Consider the following 20,291-nt stretch of genomic DNA (forward strand, 5'->3'; position numbering starts at 1 on the left):
GACGTGCAGGCTTCCATCGTAGACGCGCTTGCACGAACACCGCGCGAGGGTCTTCGCCATTGTCAGCAGATGGTGCGCCGCCTCGCTTGTGGAGACGGCCCATCGGGGGCACACGTTCCCCCGATCGGCAACGCATATGCCAAAGGACGACCGAAAACGTACGGCCGTCCCAGGTCACGGTTCCGAGCGGTACTGACGGGGCGTCAGAAAAATTCTCGGAAACTTCGCTCGGTGCGGCTCGACCGCACCTTTCGGCACCGGTCAGGCACGACCCGGGAAGAAGATCTTCACCTCGCGCTCGGCGGACTCCTCCGAGTCCGACGCGTGGATCAGGTTCTCGCGGACGATCACGCCGTAGTCACCGCGGATGGAACCGGGGGCCGCCGCGATCGGGTCGGTCGGGCCGGCCAGCTGGCGCACGCCCTCGATGACCCGCTCGCCCTCGACGATCAGCGCGACGACCGGACCGGAGGCCATGAACTCCACCAGCGGCTCGTAGAACGGGCGGCCGACGTGCTCGGCGTAGTGCTGCTCCAGGATCGCGCGGTCCAGGGTGCGCAGCTCCAGCGCGGTGATCTGCCAGCCGTCCTTGCGCTCGATACGGCTGATGATCTCGCCGGTCAGGCCACGACGGACAGCGTCGGGCTTGAGCAGGACGAGGGTGCGCTGGCTCACGGAGGGCTCCTTACGACTGATATGCGGTGGGGATGAGGCTACAGGGCGTGCCGGTGCGCCCGTTACGCAGCGTCAGCCGTGGAGGCGGCGGACGCGGCCTGCGCCGCGAAACGCGCCTTCGCCTCGTCCACCTTCTTGCCGTAGTGCACCGACGCCCACCACAGGGCCGCGAACACCGCGCCCATGAAGTACATCATCGGGACGAAGACGCCCGAGGCGATCAGGGCGATCTGCAGGGCCCAGCCGAGGGCGACGCCGCCCGGGCGGCTCACCACGCCGCACAGCAGCACGCACAAGGCCATGGCGATGCCGCTGACCAGCCACACGGTCGACGAGGACAGACCGGGGTCCTTCATGGCCACGAGCGCGGCGAACCCGATGATGAAGAACTCACCGATCAGCGTCGATGAACAGAGCGTACGCACGACGGAATCCTCAGCCCTTTCCCAGGAGCAGGCGGGCCTCGCCCACCGTGATGACCGAACCGGTGACCAGCACACCGCCGCCGGCGAACTCGCCCTCCTCCTCGGCCAGCGTGATCGCCGCCTCCAGGGCCTCGGGCAGCTGCGGCTCGACCTGGACCCGGTCCTCGCCGAACACCTCGACGGCGATCGCGGCCAGCTCGTCCGCGTTCATGGCGCGGTGGCTGGTGTTCCGCGTGACGACGACCTCCGCGAAGATCGGCTCGAACGCCTCCAGCACCCCCCGCACGTCCTTGCCCTCGCTCGCCCCGACCACGCCGATCAGCCGGCTGAAGTCGAACGCCTCCTGGACCGCCTCGGCGGTGGCCCTGGCGCCCGCCGGGTTGTGCGCGGCGTCCAGCACGACCGTGGGAGAGCTCCGCACGACCTCCAGGCGGCCCGGCGAGGAGACGGCCGCGAAGGCCTTGCGCACGGTGTCGATGTCCAGCGGTTCCGGACGCTGCTCGCCGACCCCGAAGAACGCCTCGACGGCGGCGAGCGCGACGGCCGCGTTGTGCGCCTGGTGGGCGCCGTACAGCGGGAGGTACACGTCGGGGTACTCGCCGCCCAGCCCGCGCAGGGTGAGCAGCTGGCCGCCGACGGCGACCTGACGGTCCACGACACCGAACTCCAGGCCCTCGCGGGCCACGGTGGCGTTCTCCTCGACGGCCTTCTTCAGCAGCACCTGGGCCGCGTCGACCGGCTGCTGCGCCATGATCACGGTCGAGTCCGGCTTGATGATGCCGGACTTCTCCGTGGCGATCTCCCCCGGCGTCTCGCCGAGCCGGTCGGTGTGGTCGAGCCCGATGGGGGTGATCACCGCGACGTCGCCGTCGATCACGTTCGTCGCGTCCCAGCTGCCGCCCATGCCGACCTCGACGACGGCGACGTCGACCGGCGCGTCCGCGAAGGCCGCGTACGCCATGCCGGTGAGCACCTCGAAGAAGGAGAGGCGGTACTCCTGCGAGGAGTCCACCATGTCGACGTACGGCTTGATGTCCTGGTACGTCTCGATGAACCGCTCGGCGGAGATCGGGGAGCCGTCCAGGCTGATGCGTTCGGTGACCGACTGCACGTGGGGGCTGGTGTAGCGGCCGGTGCGCAGGTCGAAGGCGCCGAGGAGGGCCTCGATCATGCGGGCGGTGGAGGTCTTGCCGTTCGTGCCCGTGATGTGGATCGACGGGTACGCCCGCTGCGGTTCGCCCAGGACGTCCATCAGCGCGGCGATGCGGCTGACGGACGGCTCCAGCTTGGTCTCGCCCCAGCGGGCGGCCAGCTCCGTCTCGACCTCGCGCAGGGCTCTGTCGAGCTCGGGGTCCTCCGGACGCGACGGTACGTCGCCCTGCGGAGGGCCGCCCTGCGTGCGCAGGGTGCGGCTGCCGGCCTCGATCACGGCGAGGTCGGGGTCGCGTTCGGTCTCGGTCTCGATCAGCTCTTCGAAGGCGTCGAGGGGGTCGGGCGTGTCACTGGTACCGGGCGCTTCGCTCACGGGGCCAGTCTACGGAGGGGTGGCGACTGCGCGCGGCCTGGGCGGGGCGCGCAGGGGTGGGGGCTTGTGCCGTCGGGCGAGGTGCGGGTCCGTCGTGGCTGGTCGCGCCCGCGCGGCGGAGCCGCAAATCGACACAGTCCCGCGCCCCTGGGGGGTGCCGTGCCGTCGGCGAGCAGTCGCTCCAGGCCTGGCCGCGGGCAGTCGTACCGTGGGGGGCCTGCCGTCGGGCGACGTGCGGATCCGTCGTGGCTGGTCGCGCCCGCGCGGCGGAGCCGCATATCGACACAGTCCCGCGCCCCTGGGGGGGTTGCCGTGCTGTCGGTCGCATGAGCACCGCACGACGAAGCGCCTCGCGTACGCGAAGGCCCCCGGAGTTTTGGGGCTCCGGGGGCCTTCGGTGTCATGCGGCCGCTTACGCCTGCGGCAGGCGGTCCAGCTGGGACTGGATGCGGGCGATGTCCTCGTCCGCCTTGGCGAGGCGGGTGCGGATCTTGTCGACCACGTTGTCCGGGGCCTTCGCGAGGAAGGCCTCGTTGCCGAGCTTGGCCGTGGCCTGGGCCTTCTCCTTCTCGGCCGCCGCGAGGTCCTTCGCGAGGCGCTTGCGCTCGGCGGCCACGTCGATGGTGCCGGAGAGGTCGAGGGCGACCTCGGCGCCGGCGACCGGGAGGGTGGCCGTCGCCGTGAAGGACTCGCCCTCCGGCTGCAGGCGCAGCAGCTGGCGGATGGCCGCCTCGTGCGGGGCGAGGGCGGTGCCGTCGAGGGTGAGGCGGGCCGGGACGCGCTGGCCGGGCTGGAGGCCCTGGTCGGCGCGGAAGCGGCGGACCTCGGTGATGACGGACTGGAGGGACTCGATCTCCTGCTCGGCGGCCGCGTCACGGAAACCACTGTCCGTCGGCCACTCGGCGATGACCAGGGACTCGCCGCCGGTCAGCGTCGTCCACAGGGTCTCCGTGACGAACGGGACCACCGGGTGCAGCAGCTTGAGGGTGACGTCGAGGACCTCGCCGAGGACGCGCTTGGAGACCTCGGCGGCCTCACCGCCCGCCTGGAACGTCGTCTTGGACAGCTCGACGTACCAGTCGAACACCTCGTCCCACGCGAAGTGGAAGAGGGCGTCGGACAGCTTGGCGAACTGGAAGTCCTCGTAGTACGCGTCGACTTCGGCGACCACCGAGTTGAGGCGGGAGAGGATCCAGCGGTCCGTGGCCGACATGGCGGAGGCGTCCGGCAGCGGGCCGTCCAGCGTCGCGCCGTTCATCAGCGCGAAGCGGGTGGCGTTCCAGATCTTGTTGGCGAAGTTGCGCGAGCCCTGGACCCAGTCCTCGCCGATCGGGACGTCGACGCCCGGGTTGGCGCCGCGGGCGAGGGTGAAGCGCAGCGCGTCGCTGCCGTACTTGTCCATCCAGTCCAGCGGGTTGACCGCGTTGCCGAAGGACTTCGACATCTTCTTGCCGAACTGGTCGCGGACCATGCCGTGCAGGGCGATGGTGTGGAACGGCGGGGTGCCGTCCATCGCGTACAGGCCGAACATCATCATCCGGGCGACCCAGAAGAAGAGGATGTCGTAGCCGGTGACCAGGACGGAGTTCGGGTAGAACTTCGCGAGCGACTCGGTCTGTTCGGGCCAGCCCATCGTGGAGAAGGGCCACAGGCCGGAGGAGAACCAGGTGTCGAGGACGTCGGTGTCCTGGTGCCAGCCCTCGCCGGCCGGGGGCTCCTCGTTCGGGCCGACGCAGACGATCTCGCCGTTCGGGCCGTACCAGACCGGGATGCGGTGACCCCACCACAGCTGGCGCGAGATGCACCAGTCGTGGAGGTTGTCGACCCAGTCGAAGTACCGCTTCTCCATCTCCTGCGGGTGGATCTTGACCTTGCCGTCGCGGACCGCGTCACCGGCGGCCTTGGCGAGCGGGCCGACCTTGACCCACCACTGCATCGACAGGCGCGGCTCGATGGTGGTCTTGCAGCGCGAGCAGTGGCCGACGGAGTGGACGTAGGGCCGCTTCTCGGCGACGATCCGGCCCTCGGCGCGCAGCGCGGCGACGATGGCGGAGCGGGCCTCCAGGCGGTCCAGGCCCTGGAAGGGGCCGTGGGCGGTGATGACGGCGTGCTCGTCCATGACGGTGATGGACGGCAGGTCGTGCCGCTGGCCGATCTCGAAGTCGTTCGGGTCGTGGGCCGGGGTGACCTTGACGGCACCCGTGCCGAACTCGGGGTCGACGTGCGTGTCGGCGACGACCGGGATGGAGCGGTCGGTCAGCGGCAGCTTGATGAGCTTGCCGACCAGGTGCTTGTAGCGCTCGTCGTCGGGGTGGACGGCGACGGCCGTGTCACCGAGCATCGTCTCGGCGCGGGTGGTGGCGACGACGATCGTCTCGTCGCCCTCGCCGTACGTCATGGAGACGAGCTCGCCGTCGTCGTCCTGGTACTCGACCTCGATGTCCGAGATGGCCGTCAGACAGCGCGGGCACCAGTTGATGATGCGCTCGGCGCGGTAGATCAGCTCGTCGTCGTAGAGGCGCTTGAAGATGGTCTGGACGGCCTGGGACAGGCCCTCGTCCATGGTGAAGCGCTCACGGGACCAGGCGACGCCGTCGCCGAGGCGGCGCATCTGGCCGCTGATCTGGCCGCCGGACTCGGCCTTCCACTGCCAGACGCGCTCGACGAAGGCCTCGCGGCCCAGGTCGTGGCGGGACTTGCCCTCCTTGCCGAGCTCGCGCTCGACGACGTTCTGGGTGGCGATGCCGGCGTGGTCCATGCCGGGCTGCCACAGGGTCTCGAAGCCCTGCATGCGCTTGCGGCGGGTCATGGCGTCGATGAGCGTGTGCTCGAAGGCGTGGCCCAGGTGGAGGCTGCCGGTGACGTTCGGCGGCGGGATGACGACGGTGAACGGGGGCTTGTCGCTCTTCTCGTCCGCCTCGAAGTAGCCACGCTCTACCCAGCGCTCGTACAGCGGCCCCTCTACGTCGGCCGGCGCGTACTGGGTCGGCAGTTCGGTCTCGGGCGCGGTTGGCTGCTGCTGAGCGTTCTCGGTCACGGGGGTCAGTTTAGAGGTGTCGCGGGGTGGTCCCGAAACACGTTTGTTCTGTAACGGTGCGACACCCCGGTGCCCCGCGGCCCCCGGCACTGGGCCAGGATGTCAGGAACACATAAGCATCTGGAGGGGAACCCAGGAATGAGCAACAACCAGCCGGGCCCGTACGGCCAGCAGCCTCAGCAGCCGGGCCCCTACGGCCAGCCGGGGCAGCCGGGTCCCTACGGTCAGCAACCTGGTCCCTACGGCCGGCCGGGCCCCTACGGCCAGCCGCCGCAGGCGCCCCAGCCCGGCTACGGCTACCCCCAGCAGACCCCTCCGGCCGCCCCTCCGCAGCCCGGGTACGGCTACCCGCAGCAGCCGGGTGTGCCGCCCCAGCCGGGTCCGTACGGCCAGCAGCCGAACCCCTACGGTCAGCAGCCGGGCCCCTACGGCCAGGCGCCGTACACCGTGCCGCAGCCGCCGGTCCCGGCCGGCGGCAAGAAGAAGACCGGTCTGATCATCGCGGCGGCGGCCGTGGTGGTCGCGGTGGGCGTCCTCGCGACCTTCATGTTCTCGGGCGGGAGCGGCGACGTCGCGGACGACGGCCCGCACAAGCTGACCACGCCCTCGACGGTGCTGTCGGAGTACAAGAAGGGCAAGAGCGGCAGCGAGAGCATGACGAAGTCCGACATGAAGGACGCCGAGAAGTGGGGTGTGCACAACCCCCGAGACGTCAGCGCCTCGTACCAGGCCGGGGACCCGAGCACTCCGCTGAGCCAGAAGGTCATCCAGTTCGGCGGTGTCTACGGCACGATCGACGACCCCGAGAAGACCGTCGACGCGATGTTCGCCTTCATGGCGAAGGACACCAAGTCCGGTGGCGACGGCGAGGCCGTCACGCTCGTGGGTGAGCCGAAGGCCTACACCCCCGACGGGCTCGACGGTGCCGTGCTCAAGTGCCAGCAGGCGAAGTTCGCCAACTCCGAGGCCGGCGCGGGCGAGCCGAAGGAGCTGAACATGACGATGTGCGTCTGGGGCGACCACAGCACGCTCGGCCTGGTCATGCCGATGGACTTCGCGACCCTCGCGGCGGGCAGGTCCACCGACCCGGCGGAGGCCGCCGAACTCACCGCCAAGTTCCGCAAGGAGGTCCGCGTCAAGGCCTGACGCGGGCAGCGGTCACGACGAAGGGGCCCCGGTCGGCTGACCGGGGCCCCTTCGCGTGGCCGGGCGGCGGGGTTACGCCGTCTTCTGCTCGCCCTGGCCCCGGCCGCGGGCATCACGCGGGATCAGGGTCGGGTTGACGTTGGAGTGGACGACGTCCGCCGTGATGACGACGCGGGCCACGTCGCTGCGGGACGGGACCTCGTACATCACCGACATGAGGACTTCCTCCATGATGGCGCGCAGGCCGCGGGCGCCGGTCTGGCGGAGGATGGCCTGGTCGGCGATGGCCTCCAGGGCCTCGCGCTCGAAGTCCAGCTCCACGCCGTCGAGTTCGAAGAGGCGCTGGTACTGCTTGACGAGCGCGTTGCGCGGCTCGACGAGAATCTGGAGCAGGGCCTCGCGGTCGAGATTGTGCACGCTCGTGATGACGGGGAGGCGGCCGATGAACTCGGGGATCATGCCGAACTTGACCAGGTCCTCCGGCATGACGTCCTCGAAGACGTCCTTCTCCTCCAGCTCGCGCTTGGACAGGATCGTCGCGCCGAAGCCGATGCCCTTCGCGCCTGCCCGCGCCTCGATGATCTTCTCCAGGCCGGAGAAGGCACCGCCCACGATGAACAGGACGTTCGTCGTGTCGATCTGGATGAACTCCTGGTGCGGGTGCTTGCGGCCGCCCTGCGGCGGAACGGAGGCGGTGGTGCCCTCCAGGATCTTCAGCAGGGCCTGCTGGACGCCCTCGCCGGAGACGTCGCGGGTGATCGAGGGGTTCTCGCTCTTCCGCGCGACCTTGTCGATCTCGTCGATGTAGATGATCCCGGTCTCGGCCTTCTTGACGTCGTAGTCGGCCGCCTGGATCAGCTTGAGCAGGATGTTCTCGACGTCCTCGCCCACATAGCCCGCCTCCGTCAGCGCCGTCGCGTCGGCGATGGCGAAGGGGACGTTCAGCATGCGGGCCAGGGTCTGGGCCAGCAGGGTCTTGCCCGAGCCCGTGGGGCCGAGGAGCAGGATGTTGGACTTCGCCAACTCGATGGCGTCCTCGCGGCTTTGGGCACCGCCGTTCTCACCGGCCTGGACCCGCTTGTAGTGGTTGTACACCGCTACCGACAGGGCCTTCTTGGCGGCCTCCTGGCCGACCACGTAGCCCTCGAGGAACTCGTAGATCTCGCGGGGCTTGGGCAGCTCCTCCCAGCGCACCTCGCTGGTCTCCGCGAGCTCTTCCTCGATGATCTCGTTGCAGAGATCGATGCACTCGTCGCAGATGTACACACCGGGCCCTGCGATGAGCTTCTTGACCTGCTTCTGGCTCTTGCCGCAGAACGAGCACTTGAGCAGATCGCCGCCGTCACCGATGCGTGCCACGGTGTGCTTCCCCTTCGCCTGGGAGCCGCCTGGACACTCGGGTCCTACGACTCCTGGTGCTGCCTTATGTCCGACGGTACCTTGCCGGGCCCCGTGTTCGGGTCCCCCTTGGCAGGGTTCACTTTGACGTGGACCCTGCCAAGAGGGCCTGAGAGCGTGCTGCCGGGGTCAGCGGACCTCGGCGTTGTTCATCTTCCGGGTGGAGACGATCTGGTCGACGATGCCGTACTCCAGCGCCTCCTCGGCCGTGAGGATCTTGTCGCGCTCGATGTCCTCGCGGATCTTCTCGAGCGGCCGGTTGGTGTGCTTGGCCAGCATGTCCTCCAGCTGCTCGCGCATCCGGGTGAACTCCTTGGCGATGATCTCCAGGTCGGAGAGCTGACCGCGGCCGGTGGAGCCGGCCGGCTGGTGGATCAGCACGCGGGAGTTCGGGAGCGCCATGCGCTTGCCCGGGGTGCCGGCGGCGAGCAGGATCGCGGCGGCGGAGGCCGCCTGGCCCATGCACACCGTCTGGATGTCCGGCTTCACGAACTGCATGGTGTCGTAGATGGCCGTGAGGGCCGTCATGTCACCACCGGGGCTGTTGATGTAGATCGAGATGTCCCGGTCGGGGTCCATCGACTCCAGGCACAGCAGCTGCGCCATGACGTCGTTGGCGGAGGCGTCGTCGATCTGGACGCCCAGGAAGATCACGCGCTCCTCGAAGAGCTTCGCGTACGGGTCGTACTCGCGGATGCCCTGGGAGGTGCGCTCGACGAAGCGCGGGATGACGTAGCGGCTGTCGGGGCGGGGCCCTTCGTACAGGCCGCTGGCGGCGCCGGGGAAGTTGCTCATGAGGGTGTTCACCGTCCTGGTGGCGTTCTGGGGGCTGGGGGCGTGGCGGTGCGTGGCGTGGCCGGGCCGGTCAGGCACCGGTGCCGCCGCCTCCCGGAACACCCGAGGCGTGCGTGATGATCTCGTCAATGAGACCGTACTCCTTGGCCTCTTCCGGGGTGAACCAGCGGTCGCGGTCGCCGTCGCGGACGATCGTCTCGACGGTCTGGCCGGAGTGCAGCGCGGTCAGCTCGGACATGGTCTTCTTGGTACGCAGCAGGTACTGGGCCTGGATCTTGATGTCCGAGACCGTACCGCCCAGGCCCGCGGAGCCCTGGTGCATCATGATGTCCGTGTGCGGCAGGGCGAAGCGCTTGCCGGCGGTACCGCCGGTGAGCAGGAACTGGCCCATCGAGGCCGCCATGCCCATGCCGATCGTGACCACGTCGTTCGGGATGTACTGCATGGTGTCGTAGATCGCCATACCGGCCGTCACCGAGCCGCCGGGGCTGTTGATGTACAGGAAGATGTCCTTGTCCGGGTCGGCGGCAAGGAGCAGCAGCTGTGCGGTGATCTTGTTGGCGATGTCGTCGTCGACCTGCTGGCCGAGGAAGATGATCCGCTCGTTGAGCAGCCGGTTGTAGACCTGGTCGCCGAGGCCACCACCGATGGAGGGCTCGCCGGCGGCTGAGGGCATCAGATTCGTCACGTATCCACCTGCTCGTCTTACGACGGCGCCGGGCCGTCTCACGTTGTCCTGCTGGGGCTTAGCGGGAAATCCAGCTTGCCCTCGTCTTCATGGACCCTAACGCTCGGTGCCCTTCAGGGAATCCCGGAGATGAGGGTGTTCGCCGGGGGCGTAGCGGTGGGCTCCGCCTTCGGGGCGGCCCGCGGTTCGTGGAGGGCGGTGCGGATCGCCGGCGGGCCGCGGGTTCGCCGTGACCGCTCACGCCCCGCGGCGGAGCCGGAATCCGGCACAGCCCCGCGCCCCCTGGGAGTCTCTCCCGGCGCAAGAGAAACGGGCCCCCGGGAGACATGCTCCCGGGGGCCCGTCCGCGTCTTCAGGGACGCCGCGGAGCCGGTCAGGCCTCCGTGGTCTCCTCGGTGACCTCGGCGGCGGCCTCGGTCTCCGTGGTCTCCTCGTCCTCGTCGTCCAGGTCGACGACCTCGCCGTTGGTGTCCTTCACCGTGGCGGCCTCGACCACGACGGCCAGGGCCTTGCCGCGGGCGACCTCACCGACGAGGAGCGGCACCTGGCCACCCTCGACGACGGCCTGGGCGAACTGGTCGGGGGACATGCCGGAGGAGGCCGCACGCCGCATGAGGTGCTCGGTGAGCTCCTCCTGGTTGACGTTGAGGTTCTCCTTCTTGACCAGCTCGTCGAGGACGAACTGGGTCTTGATGCCCTTGACCGCGGCCTCGCGGGTCTCGGTGTCGAACTCCTCGGCGGTCTTGCCCTGGATCTCCAGGTACTTGTCGAGGGTCAGGCCCATCTGGCCGAGCTGGTGGTGCTCCAGGTTGTGCTTGCGGGTGTTGATCTCGTCCTCGAGCAGCTTCTCGGGGACGGGGACCTCGACCAGCTCGAGGAGCTTCTCCAGGACGCGCTCCTGCGCCTGGGTGGCCTGGTCGAACTGCTTCATGTTCGTCAGGCGCTTGACGCTGTCGGCCTTGAGCTCGTCCAGCGTGTCGAACTCCGAGGCGAGCTGCGCGAACTCGTCGTCCAGCTCCGGCAGTTCACGCTTGGCGACCTGGGTGACCTTGACGGTGACCTCGGACTCCTTGCCCGCGGCGGAGCCGCCCTTCAGCTCGGAGGTGAAGGTGCCCTCCTCGCCGGCGGACAGGCCCTTGACGGCGTCGTCGATGCCGTCGAGCAGCTCGCCGGAGCCGATGGTGTAGGACACGCCGTTCGCGACGCCGTCCTCCAGGACCTCGCCGTCGACCTTGGCCTCGAGGTCGATGGTGACGACGTCGCCGTCCTCGGCGGCACGCTCGACCGGGGCGGTCGAGGCGAAGCGCTCGCGCAGCTGCTCGACCGACTTCTCGATGTCCTCGTCGGTGACCTCGATGGCGTCGACCTCGACCTCGATGCCGGAGTAGTCCGGGATCTCGAGGGACGGGCGGATGTCGACCTCGGCGGTGAAGTTCAGCGTCTCGCCGTCCTTCAGCTCGGTGATGTCGACCTCGGGCTGGCCCAGCGGGCTCAGCTCGGCCTCGTTGACCGCTTCGGTGTAGAACTTCGGGAGCGCGTCGTTGACGGCCTCTTCGAGCACAGCACCGCGACCGAACCGCTGGTCGATGACGCGGGCCGGGATCTTGCCCTTACGGAAGCCCTTCACCGTGACCTGCTGGTTGATCTTCTTGTACGCCGCGTCGAGGCTGTCCTTGAGCTCCTCGAAGGGCACCTCGACAGTGAGCCGAACCCGGGTCGGGTTCAGGGTCTCCACGGCGCTCTTCACGGTTCGGTCTCCTTGTGGCTGACTGCTTGGGTTCTGCCGGAGCCAGACAGCTCCGGCGGATTCGCCGCCCGGAGGAGTACGCAGGCCATGAGGCCGGACACACGGGCGGGCAGCTTGCATAGTAGCCGCAGCCGGTCAGCGCCCCAAAAGGCGACCATCCCGACACCGTGATCCACGATCATCACGACACCGGCGTTCGGCGGCCTTCGGCGGTCTTCGATCGGTCTTCGGTGGTCGGGGTGGCGGGATTTGAACCCACGGCCTTCCGCTCCCAAAGCGGACGCGCTACCAAGCTGCGCCACACCCCGTCTGGTGCGACACGTAGGGTACATGCCCGAGCCGGATGCGTCGGCCGTATCGCCGGGTGGTGGGCGGTGGCGGCGTACTCGCGCCGACTCGCGGCGTCCGCGCCGCACCCCACGTTGGCCTCAGCGGCGGCGAACCCGCTACGATGCCTCCAGTGCCGCGGTCACCGACCTGCGGCGCAGTGTCGCGGGCGTAGCTCAATGGTAGAGCACTAGTCTTCCAAACTAGCTACGCGGGTTCGATTCCCGTCGCCCGCTCTGTACGGCTCAGGGGCCCGGATTCCGCATCGACGGAACCGGGCCCCTGACGCGTTTCGGCCGCCGGTCCGCGTCGGTGTCGGTGCCGGCGCCCGGAAGTGGATCCCCGTCGCCGGACAGCGGCCGGCCGCTCTCCGTTCCTCGTTCCCCGTTCCCCGCTCTCCGCTCTCCGCTCTCCGCTCTCCGCTCTCCGCCGGATCAGAATCTGATCGAGTCGATGCTGTCGGCTATCGAGTTCAGGAACCGGCTGATGGACGGCGCCATACCGGTGGAGGCGAGGAAGAACCCGAAGAGGATCGCGACGATGGCGGGACCGGCCTTGATGTTCCCCCCTCGGATCAGTACTACAAGGATGATCGCCAACAGCAGCACCACGGACAGTGAAATGGCCACAACTGATCACACCCTCGGTCGGTTCGCTCTCCCGGCCCGGAGGTGCGGCCACGCGCACCCCCGCCAGAACCATCGTGCCACCAACACGGCCTGTGTATGCGGCTCGTGACACATCGTCGGCCGACGGCCCGGGACGCGCGCCGCCCCGCGCGCCAATTCGGTGCGTCGTCGGGCCGTGATCGCGCGGCGAATTAAGCGACTTCGTTTCGGTGTCCACCCATCACCAGTGCAGGTAATTGGAATTGATGACACGGAGGCGAGATATGCCCTAATTAGTCGGCATGAATCGGGACATCGAGGGTGAAAGAGTGGTCGGATGTGCCCGCCATCACGTGAACCGGGCAGGCACGTGACGTAATTACCGGGGCACCCGCAGGTGATAACCAGGAATGACCACGAGGTTTTACGGAATCCCGCAGACGACGCTAGGGTGCCCCTGATGTTTGACGCCGCCCCGTCCCCCGGCCAGAACCGCAGACCACTCCCGCCGCCGCAGTCGCCGGCGAACGGAGTGCCCAGTCCGCGAACCCCGACGGATACACGGGAGGAGCAGAAGAAAACCGACAGACCGGGCAAACAGCGCGACGCGTTCTTCGACAACGCCAAGTACCTGTCGATCGTGCTCGTCGCGATCGCTCACTCGTGGGAGCCGCTGAAGGGTGACAGCCGGATCCTGGAGAGCGCGTACACGGTCGTGTACACCTTCCACATGCCGGCGTTCATCATCATCTCCGGCTTCTTCTCGCGCAGCTTCGACATGCGCCCGGACCGGCTGAAGCGGCTGATCACCGGCGTGGTCGTGCCGTACGTCCTGTTCGAGACGGCCTACCCGCTCTTCAAGAACCTCGTCGTGGACGGCTCCCACGAGCAGATCAGTCTGCTCGATCCGTGGTACCTGACCTGGTTCCTGTGCGCGCTGTTCGTCTGGCGGCTGACCACGCCCGTCTGGAAGCTGGTCCGCTGGCCGCTCCCGCTGGCCATCGGCATCGCCATGCTGGCGTCCGTCACCCCGAGCATCGGCGACGACCTGGATCTCCAGCGCATCCTGCAGTTCCTGCCGTACTTCGTGTTCGGCCTGTGCATGAAGCCCGAGCACTTCCACCTGGTGCGCCGCCGCTGGGTGCGGATCGCCTCGGTGCCGGTGTTCGCCGCCGCGCTGGTGGTGGGCTGGTGGGCCATACCGCGCATGCACACGGGCTGGTTCTACCACCGTGCCTCGGCACAGGAGCTGGGCGCCCCGTGGTGGTGCGGCCCGGTGATGACGCTCGCGATGATGGGCTGCTCGCTGCTGCTGACGGCCTGCTTCTTCGCCTGGGTGCCGCGCCGCAAGATGTGGTTCACGGTCCTCGGCGCGGGCACCCTGTACGGCTACCTGCTGCACGGGTTCCTGGTGAAGTTCAGCGAGTACCGCGGCTGGTTCGACCACCCGTCGCTGCACCATCCGCTCGGCGAGATCCTGGTGTCGGTGCTGTTCGGCATCGCCGTGACCCTGCTCTGCACCCCGCCGGTCCAGCGGATCTTCCGCTTCGCGATGGAGCCGAAGATGGAGTGGGCGTTCAAGCGGGACGCGGCCGAACTGGCGCGGGAGCGCCAGCGGAAGGAAAACGAACGCGAGAAGGTCAGCGCTTAGCGCGGACCGGCGCCGGACGTACCGGCCGGCGCCTCACCCCTCCCCCTGACCGAGAAGTACGCGCATCCGGGCGTACTTCTCGGTCAGTCGTTTCCGGGTCGCCTCATCCAGGACCGCGAGCCGCGCGGGGTCGGCGTTGTGCGCCAGGTCCGCCCGCTTCACCAGCAGTGCGCCCGGGGTGTCGAGGATGCGGCGCGCGTACGCCTCCGGTGCCTCGCCGGCCCGCTTGGTGACGGCGCGCACGATGGCCTTGGTGCGCGGCGTCAGGGCGGCCTCCGCCAGCCACCGCTCGCTCAGCGCGTCGTCCTCGACGGCGTCGTGCAGCCAGGCCGCAGCGATCTGCCCGGTGTCCCCGCCGCGGGCACGGACGCCCTCCGCGACGGCGGCGAGGTGCTCGGCGTAGGGCCGTCCCGCCTTGTCGGTCTGCCCCGCGTGGGCGGCCCGGGCGAGGCTCTCGACCTCGGCGAGGGTGAGGAGGGTTCGGGTCACCGGATCAGTGTCTCCTCTCCGGGCCCGGGTGCGCCGCGCACATCGGACCCGCCGCCCGCACCGGACCAGCCGGACCCACCGCACACACCGGATCGCCGGACCCGCCGCGCACACCGGACCGCCGGACCCGCCCCGCGGCCGGCGCCGGTCCGATCAGCGGGCCGCCGCCGAGGCCTCGCGGCAGATCAGCAGCAGGGCACGGTCGTCGTTGACGTCCTTCGCGACCGCCTCGATGAGGTGCCAGGCGGCGCCGTGGAAGCCGCCGGCGACATAGCGGTCGGCCTCGCCGGTGAGCCGGTCGATGCCCTCGACGATGTCGCGGTCGGAGGTCTCCACCAGGCCGTCGGTGAACAGCATCAGCACGTCCCCGGGGCGCAGCGAGCCCTTCACCGGGTCGAACTGGGCGCCGTCGTACACCCCGAGCAGCGGGCCCTCGGCGGCCTTCTCCTTCCAGCGGCCGCTGCCCGCGCTCAGCTGGAGACCCGGCGGGTGGCCCGCGGTGTACAGCTCGTAGTCCCCGGAGTCGAGGTCCAGCACCAGGTGGATGGAGGTGGCGAAGCCCTCGTCCCAGTCCTGGCGCAGGAGGTAGCCGTTGGCGGCCGTGAGGAAGGCGTGCGGCGGGAGGGAGCCCAGCAGGCCCCCGAACGCGCCGGACAGCAGCAGCGCGCGCGATCCTGCGTCCATGCCCTTGCCGGACACGTCCGTGAGGACGACTTCCAGGGTGCGGCCGTTGTTGGTGCGGGCCGCGACGACGAAGTCGCCGGAGAAGGACTGGCCACCCGCCGGGCGCAGCGCCATCTCGTGGTGCCAGCCCTGGGGAAGCTTGGGCAGCGTGCTCTGCACCCGGATGCGCTCGCGCAGGTCGAAGAGCATGGTGCCGCCGCGCCGCCAGGGCACTCCGACCCGGCTGCGGAACTGCGCGGTCAGCAGCCCGAAGAGACCGCACGCGGCGACGACGAGGACCACGCCGGGGGTGACCCGGGAGGGGCCCTCGGTGTACGGGCCGAGCCGTACCGACTCCACGATCAGCGCGGTGGCCGCGGTCGCGTACAGGCCCAGCAGGCTCGCCGGGCGCAGCAGCAGGCCGCCCGCGACGATCGGCAGCACGAGGGTGGCCGGGGAGCACCACACCGAGTTGCCGAGGGTCATGGCGGCGAGGACGGGGACGGTCAGCAGCAGGCCGACCAGCGCGATCCAGTCCGAGCCGTTGCCGCGGAAGTAGTCCACGGCGCTTCTGCGCAGGCCGACGCGGGCCCGGTGCCACTGCATACGCCACCGTGCCGTGAACGTATCGGCCTTCGCGCGCCGCTCTCGTCCTGCCGTCATCAGTTCGGGACCCTATCCATCGGACCGGCCGCTTGGCACGGGAGGTCCCACTTGTCCCCCGTGCGAGGCTCGTTTTCATGTTTCAACCACCCAGTGAACGGCACCGAGGGCCCTCTCGTCGCCGCCAGGGAGAAATTCGCTCGCTCGTCCCGTACGGCACTGGTAGGCATGGCTCATGGGGACTGACCGTGCGACGGAGTTGAAGGTGCTGCGGCCCGAGGAGTGGGACGGCTGGTGGGACGGCCTGATCCGGGCCTTCGGCGACGGCCCCGTCACGGCCGAGGAGCGCGAACTGGACAGGTCCGTCACCGAGTTCGACCGTTCACTGGCCGCCTGGGACGGTGACACGGTGGTCGGTACGGCGGGAGCGTTCAGCTTCCGGATGACCGTGCCGGGCGGCACGCAGGTGCCGACCGCGGGCGTGACCATGGTGAGCGTCGCCGCCACGCACCGCCGGCGCGGGGTGCTGACGTCGATGATGCGGCGCCAACTGGACGACGTACGCGCCCTGGGTGAGCCGCTGGCCGTGCTGACCGCCTCCGAGCCGGCGATCTACGGCCGCTTCGGGTACAACTCCGCGGCCTTCCAGGTCCATGCCGAGATCGACACGAGCCGGGTGACACTGGCGGTGCCCGCCGGCACCGAGGACGTACGTCTGCGGTACGCGAAGCCGGCCGATGTCCTCGACGCGTGCGAGGCGGTGTACGCCGCCCTTGTACCGCGCCGGCCGGGAATGCTGGACCGCCTGCCCGGCTGGGAGCAGGTCGCTCTGGTCGACCCGGAGAGCGGGCGGGACGGGGCGTCGGCGTTGCAGTGCGTGCTCGCCGAACGGGACGGCCGAGTGACCGGGTACGCGCGCTTTCGGACCAAGCTGGGCTGGGGGCCGAGCGGGCATGACGGCACGGTGAAGCTGGAGGCGCTGGAGGCGCTCGACCCGGCGACCGACGCCGCGCTGTGGCGGTTCCTGTGCGACATCGACCTGATGTCGACGCTCTCGGTGCGCGGGCGTCCGGTGGACGACACCTGGCAGTACCTGGTCTCCGACATCCGGCGGTGCGTGCCGCGGCTGCGGGACTCCGCCTACGTCCGCCTGGTCGACGTCGGCAAGGCACTGGCGGCACGCAGCTACCAGGTGCCGGTGGACGTCGTGTTCGAAGTGGAGGACACCTTCTGCCCGTGGAACGCTGGGCGTTGGCGGCTCACCGGGGACGCCAAGGGGGCGGCCTGCGAGCGCACCTCCGACGCGGCCGAACTCTCCCTGTCCGTGAGGGAACTGGCCGCGTGCTATCTCGGCGGGGTGAGTCTTCTGTCGCTGGCGGCGGCCGGGCGGGTGCGCGAACTGCGGCCGGGGGCGCTGACGGAGGCGTCGGTGGCGTTCGGCTCACCGGTGGTGCCGTGGCTGCCGCACGGTTTCTGAGGGCGCCGGCCGCTCACGGCCGCTGGCAGGTGGGGCACCAGAAGAGGTTGCGGGCGGCGAGGCCGGCGGTGCGGATCTCGTCGCCGCAGATGTGGCAGGGCCGGTCGGCCCGGCGGTAGACGTACACCTCGCCGCCGTGGTCGTCCACGCGGGGCGGGCGGCCCATGGCCTCGGGGGTGTGCGCGGGGCGGACGGTGTCGATACGGCCCAGGCGGACGCCTTCGCGCATCAGATCCGCCAGGTCGGTCCAGATCAGGTCCCACTCGGCGGGGGTGATGTCCCTGCCGGGGCGGTACGGGTCGATGCCGTGCCGGAAGAGGACTTCGGCGCGGTAGACGTTGCCGACGCCGGCGATGACCTTCTGGTCCATCAGCAGTGCGGCGATCGTCGTACGGCTGCGGCGGACGCGGGCATAGGCGGCGCCGGGGTCGGCGTCCTGGCGCAGCGGGTCGGGGCCGAGGCGCTCGTGCACGGCCCGCTTCTCGCCGTCCGTGATCAGGGCGCAGGTGGTGGGGCCGCGCAGGTCGACGTACGACGTCGCGTTCGCGAGGCGGAGCCGGACGGTGTCGGCCGGCGGGGGTGCGGGGGCCGGACCGAAGTCGACCTTGCCGAACAGGCCGAGGTGGATGTGGACCCAGTCGGCGTCCCGGAACCCCAGGAAGAGGTGTTTGCCGTGGGCCTCGGTGCGGGTGAGTTCCGCGCCGTTCAGGAGCCCGGCGGCATCCGAGAACTTGCCCTGGGGACTGGTGACGAGCGTGGGCGTGCCGGTGAAGCGGTCGGCGTAGTCCGACGCCAGCCTGTGGATCGTGTGCCCCTCCGGCACGGTGCCCTTTCCTCCAGTCCCCGAGGATGTCAGCCCTGCTGCGGGTGGTGCGCCGGGATGGGGGGCAGCTCGCCCGTCTTCTCGTAGTCCGCCAGCATGTCGATGCGGCGGATGTGGCGCTCGTCACCGGAGAACGGGGTGTTGAGGAAGATCTCGACGAACTTCGTCGCCTCCTCCTGGGTGTGCATCCGGGCGCCCACGGCGACGACGTTGGCGTCGTTGTGCTGGCGGCCGAGTGCGGCGGTCTCCTCGCTCCAGGCCAGGGCCGCCCGAGCGCCCTTCACCTTGTTCGCGGCGATCTGCTCCCCGTTGCCGGAGCCGCCGATCACGATGGCGAGGGAGCCGGGGTCCGCCACCGTGCCCTCGGCGGCGCGCAGGCAGAACGGCGGGTAGTCGTCCTGGGCGTCGTAGATGTGGGGCCCGCAGTCGACGGGCTCGTGCCCCGCCGCCTTGAGCCATTCGACGAGGTGGTTCTTGAGTTCGTAGCCCGCATGGTCGGAGCCGAGATACACGCGCATGGGACGAGTGTGACACGCCCGCACAGGGCGGGCAGCTTCGGGTATCGACCCTGACAAATGTGACGTACACCATAGAACCTGAGGGAAACCTCAAGTAACAATCCGGAATCAGAGGTTCCCGAATTCGATCCCCTCGGATTCACTGGACCGCCTCGCACACCGCTGTGCGAGGTCTCGTACTTAGCGTCCCCCTCCGCACCAGGACGGGCCCGCTCGTACGAGGTACGCACCACCGGCGCAAAGGAAATCCGTCCCCATGACCCCTGGTTCCGGACTTCAAGCAGGCCTCAAAAATCGTCACCTGTCGATGATCGCCATCGGTGGTGTGATCGGTGCCGGACTCTTCGTCGGCTCCAGCTCGGGCATCGCCACGGCGGGCCCCGGCATCCTGCTGTCGTACGCCCTCGTCGGCACCCTCGTCGTCCTCGTCATGCGCATGCTCGGCGAGATGTCCGCCGCCAACCCGACCTCCGGGTCCTTCTCCGCGCACGCCGACCGTGCCCTCGGCCGCTGGGCCGGGTTCTCCATCGGCTGGCTGTACTGGTTCTTCTGGGTCGTCGTGCTCGCCGTGGAGGCGACCGCCGGCGCCAAGATCCTCGAGGGCTGGATACCGGCCGTCCCGCAGTGGGGCTGGGCCCTGATCGTGATGGCCGTCCTGACGGCCACGAACCTGGTCTCCGTCGGCTCCTACGGCGAGTTCGAGTTCTGGTTCGCGGGCATCAAGGTCGTGGCGATCGGCGCGTTCATCGTCGTCGGTGCGCTGGCCGTCTTCGGCGTCCTGCCGGGCGCGCACAGCGACAAGGCGGGCGTCAGCAACCTGACCGCCCACGGCGGCTTCCTGCCGCACGGTCCCGGCGCGATCCTGACCGGTGTGCTGCTGGTCGTCTTCTCCTTCATGGGCAGCGAGATCGCCACCCTGGCGGCCGGCGAGTCGGAGAACCCGCAGCGCGCGGTCACCAAGTCGACCAACAGCATCATCTGGCGTATCGGCGTCTTCTACCTGGGCTCGATCCTCGTCGTGGTCTGCCTGCTGCCGTGGAACGACCCGTCCATCGCCACGCAGGGCTCGTACGTCGCCGCGCTGAACTCGCTGAACATCCCGCACGCCGGCGAGATCATGAACTTCATCGTGCTGACCTCGGTGCTGTCCTGCCTCAACTCCGGCCTGTACACGGCCTCCCGGATGGCGTTCTCGCTCGGCCAGCGCGGTGACGCGCCGAAGGCCTTCGCGCGGACCAACGCCCGCGGTGTGCCGATGGCGGCGATCCTCGCCTCCGTCCTCTTCGGCTTCCTCGCCGTCTTCTTCAACTACGAGTTCCCGGACACCGTCTTCCTCTTCCTGGTCAACTCCAGCGGCGCGGTGGCCCTGTTCGTGTGGCTGGTGATCTGCTTCTCGCAGCTGCGCATGCGGCGGATCATCCAGAAGGAGGCCCCGGAGAAGCTCGTCGTGAAGATGTGGCTGTACCCGTACCTGACCTGGGCCACGGCCGCGCTGATCGTCTTCGTCCTCGGCTACATGCTGACCGACACGAAGGGCGAGAGCAGTGGTCGTACGACCGTGCTGCTGTCGCTCGGCGTGGCCGCCGCGGTGATCATCACCTCCCTGATCAAGGAGAAGGTCGCCGCGAAGAAGCGCCCGGCTGCCGCCGTGGAGGACCAGGCCGACAAGGTCTCCGTCGGCTGAGCCGTCGCCCGG

The 20,291-nt window shown here is 69.4% G+C and carries 17 protein-coding genes and 2 tRNA genes; 5 read left to right on the forward strand and 14 right to left on the reverse strand.

What is annotated here, in order from left to right; translation table 11 throughout:
* Positions 1-261 precede the first annotated feature (261 nt).
* From ndk to OIB37_RS13525, 4 genes are all read right to left on the reverse strand, one after another.
* The gene (ndk, locus tag OIB37_RS13510; RefSeq protein ID WP_330457828.1) at positions 262-675 is read right to left on the reverse strand and encodes a nucleoside-diphosphate kinase; all 414 of its coding nucleotides are present in this window, start codon (positions 673-675) and stop codon (positions 262-264) included.
* Positions 676-737: 62 nt separating this feature from the next.
* On the reverse strand, positions 738-1,100 hold the full coding sequence (locus OIB37_RS13515) for a DUF4233 domain-containing protein (RefSeq protein ID WP_330457829.1): 363 nt from the start codon (positions 1,098-1,100) through the stop codon (positions 738-740).
* 10 nt (positions 1,101-1,110) lie between these two features.
* Entirely contained in the window at positions 1,111-2,625 is a 1,515-nt protein-coding gene (gene folC, locus OIB37_RS13520; protein WP_330457830.1) for a bifunctional tetrahydrofolate synthase/dihydrofolate synthase, read from the reverse strand.
* A gap of 412 nt (positions 2,626-3,037) precedes the next feature.
* Positions 3,038-5,662 (reverse strand): valine--tRNA ligase, encoded by a 2,625-nt coding sequence (locus OIB37_RS13525; RefSeq protein ID WP_330457831.1) that lies wholly within the window; start codon positions 5,660-5,662, stop codon positions 3,038-3,040.
* A 138-nt stretch (positions 5,663-5,800) separates the two neighbouring features.
* Here OIB37_RS13525 and OIB37_RS13530 point away from each other — a divergent pair, with 138 nt between their 5' ends.
* The gene (locus OIB37_RS13530; RefSeq protein ID WP_330457832.1) at positions 5,801-6,808 is read left to right on the forward strand and encodes a hypothetical protein; all 1,008 of its coding nucleotides are present in this window, start codon (positions 5,801-5,803) and stop codon (positions 6,806-6,808) included.
* 72 nt (positions 6,809-6,880) lie between these two features.
* On the opposite strand, the gene clpX is transcribed toward OIB37_RS13530, so the two are convergent.
* The 5 genes from clpX to OIB37_RS13555 all read right to left on the reverse strand — a co-directional run bounded on the left by clpX (position 6,881) and on the right by OIB37_RS13555 (position 11,744).
* A complete protein-coding gene (gene clpX, locus OIB37_RS13535; RefSeq protein ID WP_330457833.1) occupies positions 6,881-8,167 on the reverse strand; it encodes an ATP-dependent Clp protease ATP-binding subunit ClpX in 1,287 nt (428 codons plus the stop codon).
* Between the two features lie 168 nt (positions 8,168-8,335).
* Positions 8,336-9,001 carry an ATP-dependent Clp protease proteolytic subunit gene (locus OIB37_RS13540; protein WP_330461840.1) on the reverse strand — a complete coding sequence of 222 codons (666 nt, stop codon included), beginning with the start codon at positions 8,999-9,001 and terminating at the stop codon, positions 8,336-8,338.
* Between the two features lie 70 nt (positions 9,002-9,071).
* Positions 9,072-9,677, reverse strand: a complete 606-nt coding sequence (locus OIB37_RS13545; protein ID WP_199273062.1) for an ATP-dependent Clp protease proteolytic subunit — start codon at positions 9,675-9,677, stop codon at positions 9,072-9,074.
* A 385-nt stretch (positions 9,678-10,062) separates the two neighbouring features.
* Positions 10,063-11,436 carry a trigger factor gene (gene tig, locus OIB37_RS13550; protein WP_330457834.1) on the reverse strand — a complete coding sequence of 458 codons (1,374 nt, stop codon included), beginning with the start codon at positions 11,434-11,436 and terminating at the stop codon, positions 10,063-10,065.
* A gap of 231 nt (positions 11,437-11,667) precedes the next feature.
* Positions 11,668-11,744: transfer RNA gene (locus tag OIB37_RS13555), tRNA-Pro, on the reverse strand.
* 184 nt (positions 11,745-11,928) lie between these two features.
* Between OIB37_RS13555 and OIB37_RS13560 the strand changes: the two genes are divergently transcribed.
* A tRNA-Gly gene (locus tag OIB37_RS13560) sits at positions 11,929-11,999 on the forward strand.
* 198 nt (positions 12,000-12,197) lie between these two features.
* Here OIB37_RS13560 and OIB37_RS13565 read toward each other — a convergent pair.
* On the reverse strand, positions 12,198-12,392 hold the full coding sequence (locus OIB37_RS13565) for a hypothetical protein (RefSeq protein WP_330457835.1): 195 nt from the start codon (positions 12,390-12,392) through the stop codon (positions 12,198-12,200).
* A gap of 511 nt (positions 12,393-12,903) precedes the next feature.
* On the opposite strand from OIB37_RS13565, the gene OIB37_RS13570 reads away from it, so the two are divergent.
* Positions 12,904-14,022 carry an acyltransferase family protein gene (locus tag OIB37_RS13570; RefSeq protein WP_443058265.1) on the forward strand — a complete coding sequence of 373 codons (1,119 nt, stop codon included), beginning with the start codon at positions 12,904-12,906 and terminating at the stop codon, positions 14,020-14,022.
* Between the two features lie 33 nt (positions 14,023-14,055).
* Here the strand turns inward: OIB37_RS13570 and OIB37_RS13575 are convergent, their stop codons facing one another.
* The gene (locus OIB37_RS13575; protein ID WP_330457837.1) at positions 14,056-14,511 is read right to left on the reverse strand and encodes an HD domain-containing protein; all 456 of its coding nucleotides are present in this window, start codon (positions 14,509-14,511) and stop codon (positions 14,056-14,058) included.
* A 153-nt stretch (positions 14,512-14,664) separates the two neighbouring features.
* Positions 14,665-15,837, reverse strand: a complete 1,173-nt coding sequence (locus tag OIB37_RS13580; RefSeq protein WP_330457838.1) for a PP2C family protein-serine/threonine phosphatase — start codon at positions 15,835-15,837, stop codon at positions 14,665-14,667.
* A gap of 175 nt (positions 15,838-16,012) precedes the next feature.
* Between OIB37_RS13580 and OIB37_RS13585 the strand changes: the two genes are divergently transcribed.
* On the forward strand, positions 16,013-17,254 hold the full coding sequence (locus OIB37_RS13585; protein ID WP_330457839.1) for a GNAT family N-acetyltransferase: 1,242 nt from the start codon (positions 16,013-16,015) through the stop codon (positions 17,252-17,254).
* Between the two features lie 13 nt (positions 17,255-17,267).
* On the opposite strand, the gene OIB37_RS13590 is transcribed toward OIB37_RS13585, so the two are convergent.
* Both OIB37_RS13590 and OIB37_RS13595 read right to left on the reverse strand, forming a co-directional pair.
* A complete protein-coding gene (locus OIB37_RS13590; RefSeq protein WP_330457840.1) occupies positions 17,268-18,077 on the reverse strand; it encodes an Fpg/Nei family DNA glycosylase in 810 nt (269 codons plus the stop codon).
* Between the two features lie 29 nt (positions 18,078-18,106).
* A complete protein-coding gene (locus OIB37_RS13595; RefSeq protein WP_330457841.1) occupies positions 18,107-18,595 on the reverse strand; it encodes a ribose-5-phosphate isomerase in 489 nt (162 codons plus the stop codon).
* A 256-nt stretch (positions 18,596-18,851) separates the two neighbouring features.
* On the opposite strand from OIB37_RS13595, the gene OIB37_RS13600 reads away from it, so the two are divergent.
* On the forward strand, positions 18,852-20,279 hold the full coding sequence (locus tag OIB37_RS13600) for an amino acid permease (protein WP_330457842.1): 1,428 nt from the start codon (positions 18,852-18,854) through the stop codon (positions 20,277-20,279).
* Positions 20,280-20,291 lie beyond the last annotated feature (12 nt).

The organism is Streptomyces sp. NBC_00820 (assembly GCF_036347055.1).
Classification (GTDB): Bacteria; Actinomycetota; Actinomycetes; order Streptomycetales; family Streptomycetaceae; genus Streptomyces.

Coding starts and splice junctions, on each gene's coding strand:
- OIB37_RS13580 (WP_330457838.1), bottom strand. CDS start 15,837: ATGACGGCAGGACGAGAGCGGCGCGCGAAGGCCGATACGTTCACGGCA.
- OIB37_RS13585 (WP_330457839.1), top strand. CDS start 16,013: ATGGGGACTGACCGTGCGACGGAGTTGAAGGTGCTGCGGCCCGAGGAG.
- OIB37_RS13530 (WP_330457832.1), top strand. CDS start 5,801: ATGAGCAACAACCAGCCGGGCCCGTACGGCCAGCAGCCTCAGCAGCCG.
- OIB37_RS13540 (WP_330461840.1), bottom strand. CDS start 9,001: ATGAGCAACTTCCCCGGCGCCGCCAGCGGCCTGTACGAAGGGCCCCGC.
- OIB37_RS13600 (WP_330457842.1), top strand. CDS start 18,852: ATGACCCCTGGTTCCGGACTTCAAGCAGGCCTCAAAAATCGTCACCTG.
- OIB37_RS13545 (WP_199273062.1), bottom strand. CDS start 9,677: ATGCCCTCAGCCGCCGGCGAGCCCTCCATCGGTGGTGGCCTCGGCGAC.
- OIB37_RS13595 (WP_330457841.1), bottom strand. CDS start 18,595: ATGCGCGTGTATCTCGGCTCCGACCATGCGGGCTACGAACTCAAGAAC.